This window comes from Ruegeria sp. D3 (assembly GCF_056534465.1).
This window is the reverse complement of sequence record NZ_JBQFPK010000013.1, coordinates 20,277-34,819: the sequence shown is the minus strand read 5'-3', so window position 1 is coordinate 34,819 and position 14,543 is coordinate 20,277. Positions and strand designations below refer to the sequence as shown.

At 57.0% G+C, this 14,543-nt stretch carries 10 protein-coding genes; 9 read left to right on the top strand and 1 reads right to left on the bottom strand.

Annotated elements, in window-relative coordinates; genetic code table 11:
- Nucleotides 1–173 precede the first annotated feature (173 nt).
- The 7 genes from ACR0DX_RS17665 to ACR0DX_RS17635 all read left to right on the top strand — a co-directional run bounded on the left by ACR0DX_RS17665 (nt 174) and on the right by ACR0DX_RS17635 (nt 11,368).
- A complete protein-coding gene (locus tag ACR0DX_RS17665; RefSeq protein ID WP_170356404.1) occupies nt 174–1,799 on the top strand; it encodes an AMP-binding protein in 1,626 nt (541 codons plus the stop codon).
- Between the two features lie 195 nt (nt 1,800–1,994).
- On the top strand, nt 1,995–3,650 hold the full coding sequence (locus tag ACR0DX_RS17660) for a BCCT family transporter (RefSeq protein WP_170356405.1): 1,656 nt from the start codon (nt 1,995–1,997) through the stop codon (nt 3,648–3,650).
- A 116-nt stretch (nt 3,651–3,766) separates the two neighbouring features.
- Nucleotides 3,767–4,573 (top strand): crotonase/enoyl-CoA hydratase family protein, encoded by an 807-nt coding sequence (locus tag ACR0DX_RS17655; protein WP_170356406.1) that lies wholly within the window; start codon nt 3,767–3,769, stop codon nt 4,571–4,573.
- A 198-nt stretch (nt 4,574–4,771) separates the two neighbouring features.
- Nucleotides 4,772–6,271, top strand: a complete 1,500-nt coding sequence (locus ACR0DX_RS17650; RefSeq protein ID WP_170356407.1) for a CoA-acylating methylmalonate-semialdehyde dehydrogenase — start codon at nt 4,772–4,774, stop codon at nt 6,269–6,271.
- A gap of 16 nt (nt 6,272–6,287) precedes the next feature.
- The gene (locus tag ACR0DX_RS17645) at nt 6,288–7,943 is read left to right on the top strand and encodes a GMC family oxidoreductase N-terminal domain-containing protein (protein ID WP_170356408.1); all 1,656 of its coding nucleotides are present in this window, start codon (nt 6,288–6,290) and stop codon (nt 7,941–7,943) included.
- Nucleotides 7,944–8,043: 100 nt separating this feature from the next.
- The gene (locus tag ACR0DX_RS17640; RefSeq protein ID WP_170724803.1) at nt 8,044–10,557 is read left to right on the top strand and encodes a CoA transferase; all 2,514 of its coding nucleotides are present in this window, start codon (nt 8,044–8,046) and stop codon (nt 10,555–10,557) included.
- Between the two features lie 139 nt (nt 10,558–10,696).
- Nucleotides 10,697–11,368 carry an NAD-dependent epimerase/dehydratase family protein gene (locus ACR0DX_RS17635; RefSeq protein WP_480846898.1) on the top strand — a complete coding sequence of 224 codons (672 nt, stop codon included), beginning with the start codon at nt 10,697–10,699 and terminating at the stop codon, nt 11,366–11,368.
- Between the two features lie 8 nt (nt 11,369–11,376).
- Here ACR0DX_RS17635 and ACR0DX_RS17630 read toward each other — a convergent pair whose 3' ends face one another.
- Entirely contained in the window at nt 11,377–11,958 is a 582-nt protein-coding gene (locus tag ACR0DX_RS17630) for a TetR/AcrR family transcriptional regulator (protein ID WP_170356411.1), read from the bottom strand.
- Between the two features lie 255 nt (nt 11,959–12,213).
- Here ACR0DX_RS17630 and ACR0DX_RS17625 point away from each other — a divergent pair, with 255 nt between their 5' ends.
- On the top strand, nt 12,214–12,891 hold the full coding sequence (locus tag ACR0DX_RS17625; protein ID WP_170356412.1) for a type 1 glutamine amidotransferase domain-containing protein: 678 nt from the start codon (nt 12,214–12,216) through the stop codon (nt 12,889–12,891).
- A 349-nt stretch (nt 12,892–13,240) separates the two neighbouring features.
- Nucleotides 13,241–14,449 carry a Hint domain-containing protein gene (locus ACR0DX_RS17620; protein WP_480846895.1) on the top strand — a complete coding sequence of 403 codons (1,209 nt, stop codon included), beginning with the start codon at nt 13,241–13,243 and terminating at the stop codon, nt 14,447–14,449.
- The last annotated feature ends 94 nt before the right edge of the window (nt 14,450–14,543 follow it).

Sequence of the window (14,543 nt, the reverse complement as noted above, 5' to 3'; positions counted from 1 at the left end):
TGATCCGGGTTGGTTTCCAAAAAGTTAACTACGTCTTCTCGTGGCGTGTGGTGGCTTGACGGGTTCCTGTTTCGGCGCTGACAGTGCCACTGAGCTTTCTTCCTGAACGTTCTGAGCCGCCAACAGTTGGTGGCAAGCTAAAAAACTGATCTGGTCGTTTGGGAGGAAAGGCCATGCAGCACAACTATGACGCATTGGCGCAAAATGCAGCGAACTTTGTACCGCTTTCACCGCTTTCGTTTTTGTCGCGGGCAAACTCGGTCCATCGAGACCGTGTCGCGGTTATCTATGGGGATGTTCGCCGCAATTGGAGCGATATAGCCGCTCGGGCGAGTGCTGTTGCAAGCGGCCTGAAGGCGTTGGGTTTGTCCAAGGGCGACACAATTTCTATCCTAAGCCCGAACATCCCGGAATTGTTCGAGCTTCATTTCGCCATCCCGCTGATGGGCGCGGTTCTCAACACGCTCAATACACGGTTGGAAGCCGAAACGATCGCTTACATTCTGGATCATGCAGATACCAAACTGGTGATTGTTGATCGTGAGTTCGTTCCCCTCCTGTCGCAGGCTTTCGAGCGGCTTGGCCGCACGGTCCCAGTGGTCGAGATCAACGATGTGAATGCGCCAAGGTCCGACACGTTGGGTGGCAGAAACTACGAGGACCTCGCCGCTGCTCCTGTCGATCCTGATCTGTTGGTCTCGCCAGCCAGTGAATGGGATGCGATCGCTCTGAATTACACGTCGGGCACATCGGGGCGCCCGAAGGGCGTCGTGTATCACCACCGCGGTGCGTATCTGATGGCTTTAGGTACTGTCGCCGCTTGGGAAATGCCGCACTATCCGATCTATCTGTCTGTGGTCCCGATGTTCCATTGTAATGGCTGGGGCCATCCGTGGATGATGGCTATTCTGGGCGGAACCAAGGTTTTCACGCGGACGCCCGCAGCAGACAAAGTTCTGGACGCGATCCGGACCCATGGTGTCACCCATTTGGGAGCGGCGCCTATCGTACTTCAGATGATCGCGGAGCACGTAGATACCGATGCCGCGCCGTTTGATCCCGCAATTCGTGTCCTTACCGCTGGTGCGCCGCCGCCGCCTTCTGTCTTGGAAAAGACCAAGGCGATGGGTCTGGACGTCATGCAGGTTTACGGCCTGACCGAAACATATGGCCATATCTCGCAGTGCTTGTGGCAGGATGAATGGGATCACAAGCACCCCGAGGAGCAAGCCCAGTTGCAAGCCCAGCAGGGTATCGCTTTCCCAATGGTCGAAGATGTGACGGTTCTGGATAGCGAGACCGGGCAAGAAGTTCCGCGCGACGGCGAAACGCAAGGCGAGATTGCCATTCGGGGCAACACGGTGATGAAGGGGTATTACAAAGATCCCGAAGCCACGGCCAAGGCGTTCAAGGATGGATGGTTCTGGTCTGGTGATGCCGCCGTTATTCAACCGGACGGCTATATCCAAATCCGCGACCGGTTAAAGGATGTGATTATTTCGGGGGGCGAAAACATCTCGTCGGTCGAGGTTGAGGCCGTGTTATTCCGCCACCCGGCAGTTCAAGCAGCGGCGGTTGTTGCGAAGGCTGACCCGAAATGGGGGGAAGTGCCATGTGCATTTGTTGAACTGCGCCCGGGTCATGAGGCTGACGAAGCAGAAATCATCAGCTTTTGTCGCGCAAATCTGGCTGGGTTCAAGACCCCTAAATCGGTGATCTTCGCTGAGTTGCCCAAGACATCGACCGGAAAGATCCAGAAATTCCAGCTGCGGGAAACCGCCAAAGCCGCAAAGGAGTAGATGGATACAATCACACCAGCAGCACGTTTGCGCGATCAACGCTCTGAGACGCGAAAAACGGGTTTAGGTTGAGAGACACTCGAACACAAAACACCGCTCGATACACAAGACGGAGACCTAGGTGCCGGGCGGATCGTGCTTAATGACCATCTATTTTAAGTGCGAGTTTTACGAAATCACGGAGGAGAAACATAAATGGCAAAAGAACCACCACTGATGGAGTTGCCCATCGAAGTCAGCGAAGGCGGCTTTTATGATGGCTTCAGCAAAGACGTCACCATCGCGTCAAAAATCCTAGTCGGTGCGCTGATCTTCTGGGCGATTGCCTTCCCAGAGAACGCATCGAGTGTTTTGGGCGCAATGAACAGCTTCCTGCTGTCTAACTTTGCGGCCTGGTACACGTGGGTCGTGGCGTTCTTCATCATCGTCTGTGTGGTGCTGGCGCTGATCCCGTCGACTGGCCGTCTGAAAATGGGCCTGCCCGGTGACAAACCTGAGTTTTCAAGCTTTTCCTGGTTCTCGATGATGTTCGGGGCGGGGATTGGCATCGGAATGCTGACGTTTGCAACCGCAGAGCCTATGTACCACTTTGCCAATAACCCCGAGGTTATTCAGGGTCTGGCAGAAGGGTCGTCGGCTGATAACGTTCGCAATGCCTATAAGTGGTCGTTCCTGCATTGGGGCTTCTCGGCTTGGGCGTGCTATGCGCTGGTTGGCTTGTCGCTGGGGTATTTCTCGTACCGCCGCAACCTGCCGCTGACCATCCGCTCGGGTCTGGCACCGCTGTTCGGCAGTGCGCTGTCGGGTAAGCTGGGTCACGCGATCGACATCGTTGCCGTTGTTGCCACCATTCTGGGCGTCGCGCAGACGCTGGGCTTTGGCGTTGAACAGTTCGTCGCCGGTCTGCACCGGATTGGTGTTGGCGATTGGTTGTTGAATGAAGATGGCAAAGCCACCACTGCTGCCATCGTTGTTGCTCTGCTGGTCATCATGGGTGCGTCCACCTTGTCTGCTCTGTCGGGCGTCGGCAAAGGCATCAAATGGCTGTCGAACATCAACATGGGCCTCAGCTTCTTCCTGCTGGCGTTCTTCTTGATCTTCGGCTCGGCTTTGTTCGGCCTGCAAGCACTGTTTGTCGGCTTGTTCGACTATATCGTGGCGTTGCCGGGTATGCTGTTCAACGTCTGGAAAGCTGATGGTACCGAAACCGGCGATGCGCTGGCCAGCTGGCAGGGCGGATGGTCCGTCTTCTACTGGGCCTGGTGGATCGCATTTGCACCATTCGTGGGTGTGTTCCTGGCGCGTATCTCGCGCGGGCGGACCGTTCGTGAATACGTGCTGGGTGCGATCATCATCCCCTCGATGATGTGCTTCGTCTGGTTCACCATCGTTGGTGGCACCGCCATCGACCTGACCCTGAACGGCACCGCTGGTGACGCGATTTCGGGTGCCGGTCAGCAGGCACAGCTGTTTGCGATGCTGGACGTGATCCTGTCGTCTGGCTTTGCCTGGGTAATGGCGGTAATTGTTGTGATCCTGCTGCTGACCTATCTGGTCACTTCGGCAGACTCGGCTGTTCTGATCGTGAACACCATCAACTCGGGTGGTGACGAAGGCCCCAAAGGCCGTCCGCACATCATCTTCTGGGGCACGGCTCTGGCGTTGGTTGTTGGTGCCTTGTTGATCATCGGTGGACTGGGCGCGATCCAGACCGCAATGGTGATCGGAGCGCTGCCGTTCAGCCTGGTGATGGCGCTGATGGGTGTTGCACTGATCAAGGGCATCATCCGTGACAGTCGCCGTGAAAAGCTGGGCGTGACCAGCGTTCACGCCGCTGAACCGGCCGAGTAAGGTTTGAAAATCGGGGCGGGCGCCTAAAAACGCCCGCCCTTTTTTTGTGTCCGCCCTTTCGCGGGCCCCAGAATTCGTTAGATGTTTGACCCAGACAAAAAGCCATAGGATAGACGATGCTGACCCTCGACCAACTGAGTGAACTGAAGAATCTGGTCGTTGAGCGACACGAAGATGGCGTCTGGATTGTGCGACTGAACCGCCCGAACAAACGCAACGCGTTGGATATTGCCACGATTGATGAACTGGTTGACCTGTTCAGCAGCGCGCCTCGACTTGGCGCCGCGGCGATTGTTCTGACGGGTGAAGGCGATCACTTTTGCGCTGGCCTCGATCTGGTCGAGCACCATCAGGCCGATCGCAGTCCTGCTGATTTCATGCATGTTTGCCTGCGTTGGCATGAAGCGTTCAATAAAATGGAATATGGCGGCGTTCCCGTGATCGCCGCCCTTACTGGCGCTGTTGTGGGCGGCGGATTGGAACTGGCCAGTGCGGCGCATATCCGTGTCGCCGACGCCAGCACCTATTTCGCTCTACCCGAGGGCCAGCGTGGGCTGTTCACCGGCGGAGGGGCCACTATTCGGGTGGCTGATCTTGTTGGCAAGGCCCGCATGGTCGACATGATGCTGACGGGCCGCGTTTATCAGGGGCAGGAGGCAGTTGAAATCGGCCTAGCGCAATACCGTGTCGAGGGGTCCAGCTTTGACAAAGCGTTGGACCTTGCTCGCCGCGCGGCTGAGAACCTGCCGTTGACCAACTTTGCTATCTGCTCTGCGATCAGCCACATGCAGAACATGTCTCCTTTGGACGCGGCCTATGCCGAATCGGTCGTTGCCGGTGTGGTGAATACTCAAACTGATGCCCGCGCGCGACTTGAGGCGTTTGCCAACAAGACGGCAGCGCGTATTCGACCCGACAGTTAGTGCATCGAGCGTCACCTTTGGGCGCTGACGGAGTCGTAATCTACTCGTTTTCCCGAAAATTAATTTAATAAAAACAATTTATTATACGTTTTCGGCCGGTGCTATATTAACGCTGCTTATATCACTTGGTATGATTAGTCATTGGATTTGTTTTGTTTGGATTTGGCAGATTGAGGTCAACCCAAGGAGGAGGCATCCATGACGACGACTGCAATCGGCCACTATATCAATGGCGAGGTTTATGGTGGTGCGCGCACCAACACTCAGGACGTGTTCAACCCGGCGACGGGGGCTCTGACGGGGCAGGTTGATCTGGCCTCGGTTGGGGATGTGGACAAGGCGGTTGCGGCGGCCAAGTCGGCGTTTCCGGCGTGGTCGAACATGCCTCCGATCCGCCGCGCGCGGTTGATGAACAAGTTCCTGAACCTGCTGAACGAGCACAAGGACGAGCTGGCCCGCGCCATCACCGCCGAGCATGGCAAGGTCTTCACCGACGCCCGCGGCGAGGTTGAGCGCGGCATCGATATCGTCGAGTTCGCCTGCGGCATCCCGCAGCTGCTCAAAGGCGATTTCACTGATCAGGTTTCGACCGGCATCGACAACTGGACCCTGCGCCAGCCGTTGGGTGTGGTGGCGGGCGTGACCCCGTTCAACTTCCCGGTGATGGTGCCGATGTGGATGTTCCCGGTGGCGATTGCGGCGGGCAACACGTTTGTCCTGAAGCCTTCGCCGACCGATCCGACGCCGTCGCTGATGTATGCCGAACTGATGAAAGAGGCCGGCTTCCCCGATGGTGTCTTCAACGTGGTGCAGGGCGACAAGGTGGCCGTGGACGCGCTGCTGGAGCACCCCGACGTGCAGGCGATTTCCTTCGTCGGCTCGACCCCGATTGCGAATTACATCTACGAGACCGGCGCCCGTCACGGCAAGCGCGTGCAGGCTCTGGGTGGGGCCAAGAACCACATGCTGGTGATGCCCGACGCCGATCTGGACAAGGCCGTCGATGCGCTGATGGGCGCGGCCTATGGCTCGGCCGGCGAGCGCTGCATGGCGATCTCGGTGGCCACGCTGGTGGGCGACGTGGCCGACAAGATCGTGCCGATGATTGCGGAACGTCTGGCCTCGCTGAAGGTCAAGAACGGGGTCGAGATGGACGCCGAGATGGGCCCGATCGTCACCAAAGCGGCGCATGAGCGGATCACCGGCTACATTGCCAAAGGTGTCGAAGAAGGCGCTGATCTGGTGGTCGATGGCCGTGGCTACACGGTTGAGGGTCACGAGGATGGCTATTGGATGGGCGGCACGCTGTTCGACAATGTGACCAAGGACATGACGATCTACAAAGAGGAAATCTTTGGCCCGGTTCTGTCCTGCATCCGCGTCGAAAGCTTCGCCGAAGGTGTGCAGCTGATCAACGACCACGAGTTCGGCAACGGCGTCAGCATCTTTACCCGCGACGGCAACGCCGCGCGCGAGTTCGGGCGTCAGATTCAGGTGGGCATGGTTGGTGTGAACGTGCCGATCCCGGTGCCGATGGCCTGGCACGGCTTTGGCGGCTGGAAGAAGAGCCTGTTCGGCGACACCCACGCCTACGGCGAAGAGGGCGTCCGCTTCTACACCAAGCAGAAGTCCATCATGCAGCGCTGGCCTGAAAGCATCTCAAAAGGCGCTGAGTTCACTATGCCCGTCGCGCGCTGAGATTGGAGCACTGACCATGGAAACCTTTGACTATATCGTCGTGGGAGCCGGCACCGCTGGCTGCCTGCTGGCCAATCGTCTCAGCAAGGATCCGTCGAAACGTGTCCTGCTGCTGGAAGCTGGTAAGAAAGACAATTACCCGTGGATTCACATTCCCGTCGGGTATCTGTACTGCATTGGCAACCCCCGCACCGACTGGTTGTACCAGACCGAGCCCGACAAGGGCCTGAACGGCCGAACGCTGCGCTATCCACGTGGCAAGACGCTGGGAGGCTGCTCGTCGATCAACGGCATGATCTACATGCGTGGGCAGGCGCGTGACTTTGACAATTGGGCAAAGTTGAGCGGCGAAGAAGATTGGAGCTGGCAGAACTCTTTGCCCGACTTCAAGGCGCATGAGAACCACTACAAGCTGGATGGCGGGGCGGATCCGGCGACCGGCGACAACAGCCGCTTTTCTGACCTGCATGGCCATGGCGGCGAGTGGCGCGTTGAAAAGCAGCGCCTGCAATGGGACGTGCTGGATTCCTTTGCCAAGGCCGCGAACGAGGCAGGCATTGAATCGACCGACGATTTCAACTCGGGCGACAATGCCGGGGTCGGTTACTTTGACGTCAACCAGAAATCGGGCTGGCGCTGGAACACCTCCAAAGGGTTTCTGCGTCCGGCAAAAGACCGTCAGAACCTGACCATCTGGACCGAAGCGCAGGTCGAGCGTCTGACCTTTGAAACCACCGATGACGGCGCAACCCGCTGCTCCGGTGCGGTTGTTCGCCGCGCGGGCCAGCCGGTGACCGTCAAGGCGCAGGCCGAGGTCATTCTGTCCGCCGGGGCCATCAACTCGCCGCAGATTCTGCAGCTGTCGGGCATCGGGGATGGTGAGTTCCTGAAATCGCAGGGCATCGACGTTGTGTTGGACGCGCCCGCCGTGGGTGAGAACCTGCAGGATCACCTGCAGATCCGTGCCGTGTTCAAGGTGGACGGGGCCAAGACCCTGAACACGCTGGCCAACAGCGTGGTGGGCAAGGCCAAGATCGGCCTGCAATATGCGCTGCAACGCTCGGGCCCGATGAGCATGTCGCCCAGCCAGCTGGGTGCCTTCACCCGGTCGGACCCCAGCCGCACGCATGCCAATCTGGAATATCACGTCCAGCCGCTGAGCCTTGAGGCCTTTGGCGAAGACCTGCATGATTTCTCGGCGATCACGGTCAGCGTGTGCAACCTGAACCCCACCAGCCGTGGCCATGTGCGCATCCGGTCGGGCAAATATACCGACGCACCGATGATCGCGCCAAATTATCTGGACACCGAGGATGACCGCAAGGTCGCCGCTGACAGCCTGCGTCAGGTGCGTGAAATTATGGCGAAACCGGCCATGAAGCGCTATAACCCGCAGGAATGGAAACCGGGGACCCAGTACCAGTCCGATGAGGAGCTGGCCAAGCTGGCGGGCGATATCGCCAACACGATCTTTCACCCCGTCGGCACCGCCAAGATGGGCAGCGCGGATGATCCGACGGCCGTGGTTGACCCTCAGCTCAAGGTCAAGGGGATCAAGGGATTGCGCGTGGTCGATGCCTCGATCATGCCCGAGATCACCAGCGGCAATACCAACGCTCCGACCCTGATGATTGCGGAAAAGGCGGCGCGGTGGATTCAGGCGGGCCGCTAACGCGGCGCTCATAAAAATCTGGCCTCGGGTTCATGGGCGGACCCGGGGCTTTTCACGTCATATCGGGCTGCGGGTCCGACATTTTGCAGGGATAATGCACATGACACGTCACACGTCCACGGAGCTGCCGCTTGCCGGTGTCAAGGTGATCGATTTTGGTCAATATATCGCTGGCCCGGCCGTTGCCATGGTGCTGGCCGATTTCGGCGCGACCGTGATCCGGGTGGAAATCCCCGGTGGTCCGCTGTGGGAGAGCCCGGCCAATGCGACGCTGAATCGCAACAAACAGATTGTGACGCTGGACCTGAAAACCGACGAAGGTATGGATCAGGTCCGCCAGTTGATCGCCGAGGCTGATATTCTGGTCGAAAGCTTCCGTCCAGGCACCATGACCCGCATGGGTCTGGATTTCGCCGAGATGCGTAAAGCCCGCCCTGAACTGATCACTCTGTCGATCCCCGGTTTTGCCTCGAATGACGAGCTGCGCCGCGAATGGCGGGCCTATGAAAGCGTCATCGCTGCGTCCTCGGGCGTGTTCACGGATATGGGTCTGAACCGGGTGCTGATGGGGATCAATCCGTCCTTTTCGCCGCTGCCGCTGGCCTCGGCCTACGGCACGATGCTGGCCGCCTCTTCGGTCGTGCTGGCGCTGCAATCGCGCGAGCGTACCGGGTATGGCGACCAGATCGAGGTGCCGCTGGCCTCGGCCGTGATGGAAGGGCTCAGCTATAACTCGATCAAGATCGAGGACTATCCCGACCGCTATAAGACCCAGCGCGAGCTTGAGATCGAGCGGCGCCGAGTCGAAGGTCTGCCTATGAATGTCAGCTACGAAGACCTGCAGGAATTGCTGGACCCGTTCTACCGGTCCTACAAGTGTAAAGACGGGCGGATGTTCTATGTGGTCTGCCCTAGCCACAAGGACCACGCCAAGCGCTGCCTCAAGAAGCTTGGCATCTATGATGAGCTGGTCGAGGAAGGGCTGACCGAGGAAGAAGACACCTATCTGCCCATGTCTGAGTGGAAGAACGACGTGTCGCTGGGCGTCTATCCGCTGCCAAAGGAATGGGCCGACAAGATCGCCGAGCGGATGAAAGAGGTGTTCCTGACACGGACCTCAAAGGAATGGGAGCGGATTTTCGGCCGCGGCAAATTCCCCGGCGCGCCCCAGCGCTGGTTGCAGGAATGGATTCACGATGACCACGCCGAAACCGCCGGTCTGATGGTCGAGGTCGAAGACCCCGAGTTTGGCACCATGATCCAGCCCGGCCCGATGGTCTGGCTTGAGGAAAGCGGCGAAGAAATGCTCGAACCGCGCGGCCGGGAATGGGTGGATTTCGACACGGCTCTGGCCTCGCTGCGCGCGCATGAAACCGCGGTGCCCGACCCGGTGCCCGAAGAAGAGAAAACCGGCTGGCTGGACGGCGTCCGCATTTTGGACCTGTGCAACGTGATTGCCGGGCCGCATTCCGTGTCCTATCTGGCCCGTTTCGGGGCCGAGGTGATCAAGCTGGACCCGGCCAAGCCGTTTTATGACTGCTGGAACACGGTGATTTTCAGCCTGACACATGGTTCGGGCAAACGCTCGGTTCTGGCGGATATGAAATCGCCCGAAGGTCGCGCGATCTTTGAGAAACTGGTGAAATCCGTCGATGTCATCGTTTGGAATGCGACCGACGCGCAGGTGCAGTCGATGGGTCTGGACCGCGAAAACCTGGCCAGAATGAACCCCGATGCGATCTTCTGCAAGATGGATTGCTTTGGCGGCGTCCGCCGGGGGCCGCGGTCGAACTATCTGGGCTATGACGATCTGGTGCAGGCCACCACAGGCATCATGCTGCGCTTTGGCGGCTCGATGGAGACGCCCGAGGAACACGCGCATGTGGGCACCATTGACGTCATGTGCGGCTTTGGCGGCTCGCTTGGTGTGGCGACGGCGCTGTACCAAAAGCTTAAAACCGGTCAGGTCGGGCGTCCGCGCACCTCGCTGGCGGCGCTCAGCGGTCTGGCGCAGATCCCCTATTGCTATGACCATGAACGCCGGGGGCTGTTTGACGAACCGGCGGGCCGTGAGTTCAACGGCTATGACGCGCTGACCCGCTTTTACTATACCTCGTCCGACCGTTTCATCCTGCTGAGCGCCTACGAACACGATGTGCCCCGTCTGGCTTCGGTCGAGGGTCTGGAAGGGTTCGAAGAGGTCGCCCCCGAGGACCGCGACGCCTTTCTGGCCAACGCCTTTTATCAGGCTCGCGCCAGCGACTGGGCGGAACGTCTGCAGGCGGCGGATGTGGGTGGAACGATCTGCGAAAACATCGAGTCGCTGCGCTATTACAACGCGCGGCCTGCGGATGGCACGCCGGGGATCGACCGGGGCAGCTATTCCTTCTCGGTGCGCGAAGATCACCCCAGCGGCCACACGGTCACGCAGCTGGACCCCTTTGCCATCCGCCCTGTGCGCGGAACGGTCTATGCGCTGGACCCGGCCGAGAAATTCGGCGCGTCCACGCGGGCGGTTCTGCAGGAGCTGGGCTATGACGACGCAGCCATTGACGGAATGTTAAACGATGGCACGGTCAGCGAGAGCTGGAGCAGGGAATACCTGCCCAGTTAATAAAAAGACCTAAGCGGTATCTTGATCCCAAGGTGCCGCTTACTTTCGCGCGCCTATGTTCGGTTATTCCTTAGCGTCACAAATTCCTTGGGTTGACCGGTGATCGTCTATCGAACGAAAACCATAACCCAAACCATGGATGCTGGAGGTTCCGTTCATGTCTGGGACTGCTCTTGTTTTTGGAGGAACCGGACTTGTCGGCAGAGCACTGGTCGACTTGCTAATACGTGACGAACGCTGGGAACGCGTTGTTTGTGTCGATCGCAAACCAATTAGGTACGAAGGACACAAGGTTGTCCAGGTTCTGGCGGACAAGGGTTCTATCGAAGCGGTCGCCGCGCGCCTTTGTGCGGACACAGTGTTTTCTTGCCTTGGAACAACTCAGAAAGTGGCCGGGGTCGTGAGGCATTCCGCGAGATCGACCATGACTATGTACTGCATTGCGCCCAAATTGCGTATCGAACGGGGGGCCACGCGGTTTCTTTTAGTGTCTTCAATGGGAGCAAGGATCGGGTCTACCAGTTACTATGTACATGTCAAAGGCGAGACAGAACGTGACCTCGCCAGGATTGGGTATCCTTCTGTCGATATACTTAGACCATCTTTGTTGCTGGGTGATCGCTTGGACCATCGATTCAAAGAAAAATGGGCCGGTCGCATTATGCCTCACTTTAATTTTCTTCTATGTGGTCCACTCAAAAAATATCGACCCATCAAGGCCAGCCAGGTCGCGCGGGCAGTTGGCACAATCGCCCATACCGCCGCGAACGGAGTCACCGTGTACACCAGTGACAAGCTAGAAAGTATATGAGGCCTGTGTCAGCTCGCAGCCATTTTCAACATCCGCCGCGTGTTTATCAGCGCCGCGTCGAAGGCGTCTTGCTCACGTGAGATTTTGACCATGATGCTCGCGCCGACCCAAAGAGCGTACAGATTGGCGGCAGCTTCTTCACTGGAAGAAGGAGGCCGCAGCGAACCGTCTTCCCTTCCAGTTTCGATTACATTTGCAAGGCGCGAGATAATGCCGTCCGTTCCTTGCTTTAACGCATGACGCATGGTCTCTGAGAAGTCTGAAACCTCTGCTCCCAATTTGACGGCCAGGCATCTGCCCTGACAGTCGTTAAGCCTCTGGTGTTCGCGCCAGTTGGCAAAATACAGCATGAGTTTTTCGCCCGGTGTGAGCCCTTGCATGCCAAACATCTCGTCCATTTCGGCATGATAGGCATCAAAGTAATCGTCTAATACGGCGGCGCCGAATGCGTCCTTAGACGCAAAGAAATGATAGAATGACCCCTTGGGAACGCCGGCTGACTTCAGGATTTCGGCAAGCCCTACGGCGCTGAAACCTTTTTGGCCGATCAAGGTCTGGCCCGCTGTAACGATATTAGACCGTGTGTTCATGTGTTTACTTCAGGCGAATTTGATTTCACTAGACGAACAGTCTAATAACAATCTTCTCTGTTCGCAATATCTCAGTTGGCTACAACATATTCTATGCCAGTATGGTGGGGGCCAGAAAGTTATCACTAGACGACCGGTCTAATAAAGGATAGTGGAAGTGCTCACCGACCTTACCCTGTTGCGACTCACTCCTCTCGTTGCTGCAGGCCAAGGAAGGGCGGACACACATATAAGCAACATTTATGGATCATAATCATGAAAATCCTGATGGTTCTCACTTCGCATGACAAACTCGGTGATACCGGGATGAAAACCGGGTTTTGGCTCGAAGAGCTGGCGGCTCCTTATTACGTTTTCAAAAACGCAGGAGCTCAGATCACATTGGCGTCTCCCAAGGGCGGATTGCCGCCTCTTGACCCCAAAAGCGCAGATGAAGGTTTCCAGACAGATGCCACACGGGCATTTGAGGCAGATGCAGAGGCAATGGTTCAATTGGCGACGACTGAAAAGCTGGCGGACGTCAATGCAGAAGACTATGACGCGCTCTTCTATCCCGGCGGCCACGGCCCATTGTGGGATCTCGCCGAAGACGCGAAGTCGATTGCCCTGATCGAAGCCTTCCATGGCGCTGGTAAACCTGTGTCGTTGGTTTGCCATGCCCCCGGCGTCTTGAAAAACGTCAAAGGCCCTGATGGCCTGTCGCTGGTGGCGGGCAAGACTGTGACGGGCTTCACAAATTCTGAAGAAGCTGCTGTGGAATTGACTGAAATCGTACCCTTTTTAGTTGAAGATATGCTCAAGGAAAACGGCGCTAAATTTTCTTCTGGGGAGGATTGGATGCCGCACGTCGTCGAAGATGGGTTGTTGATCACTGGCCAAAATCCTGCGTCATCGGAAGATGCGGCAGCAATTTTGTTGGCTGCTGTAAGCTGACCATTTCTTCAGGGCCGCCTTCGGACGGCCCTGATACTTTTGTTCCGTCTGACTGTTTCTTAAGTCATTCTATGACGCCCGGACTTTCGCCAATTTGTCACCTGTTGACCAATCTCGTTTTCGTCAGTTGCATGGGTTCGCCGATTCACTTACCGTAAAGCGTAAGTGTCTTTTCAAACTTGTATTTTATCCAAGCCGCAGTAATCGATAGAAACTGCGTTTTAAAAACTCAGAGCCGCCTTTCGCAGCGCTCTGCAGTGAGGAGAAACACATGCCCTCGACGATCATTTTGAACACTGAAAATGGTACCTTGAACGGGGACGCCACGGGCGCGGGTGATGATCTGGATTTGCTGGATGGTTCTGTTGAAGAGCCTGGTGGTGATCCGTCTATTGGTTCCGCGTTTTACAATCAGCAGATTTCCTTGAACGAAGATTTTACGTTCACATTGAATGCTACTTTAACGGGTGCAGACGGGTTTGCTGTTGTGCTTCACAACGACGCTGACGGTGCGAACGCATTGGGTGGGGTTGGTCGGCAAATCGGCACTGGGGGAATTGACGATGGTATTGGGATCGAATTCGACACCTTTTTAAATAACGCCGCAACCGGGGGTGACGAAACTTCGGACAACCATAGCCATATCGTCGACACAGACGGAAACATTTTTCAATCTACCAGTGATATTTCGGCGCCGAACAATGCGCTGCCGGTCGATCTGAATGATGGCAACGAACACTCATACTTTATCAGCTGGGATGCCAGTTCGCGGACAATGAATTGGTCAATTGACGGGACACAGGTCGGTTCACGAACATTCACTGAGGCGGAGCTAGACAGCTTCCTTACTGATGACCGTTCGGTTTTCATCGGGCTGACTTCCGGTAATTTTCTTGATGGCGATACTCAGATTTCGGATGCGACGCTCACGGCTACTTTTGTCTGCATTCAAGGCGACGCGATGATTGCGACGGACCAAGGCCAGGTAGCGATAAAGGACCTTTCAGTAGGGGATCGGGTCCTGACCGACTCGGGTGAATACGAAGCGATCCGGTGGATAGGTTCACGTGTCGTGAAACTGGAAGAGCTTTTGGCCAATCCCAAGCTGTTGCCGGTCCGTATCCAGGCTGGTGCTCTTGGGCGAGCCTTGCCCGCAAAAGACCTTTTGGTATCGCGACAGCATCGGATGAAGGTCTCATCGAAGATTGCACAGCGGGTAACTGAGAGTCAGGATGTCTTGATTCCGGCGTTCCGACTGACAGAATTGCCCGGTATCGAAGTGGCCGACGACCTAAAAGAGGTCAGCTATTTCCATATCCTTTGCGATCGGCATGAGGTGATATTTGCCGAAAGCGCACCGACCGAGACGATGTTGCCGGGCGCACAAGCAATGCTTTCACTGACCGCTGCTCAACGTGAGGAAATCTTGACGATCTTTCCGGAACTGTCCCTCGAGATTGGTCATTGGCAGCCTGCGTTTCCTATTCCATCGGCTCAGCATCAAAAGCGCATTGTCGAGCGGCATGGTAGGAACGAAAAACCTATTTTGACGCTCTGATACCTAGGGATTTTGGCCGTCCGTCGGTGCGATCCGATTGTCTTGCCAGTGTCTCAGGCCTGAACCGCGCAAAGATGCGACTAAGGGGCTGTTA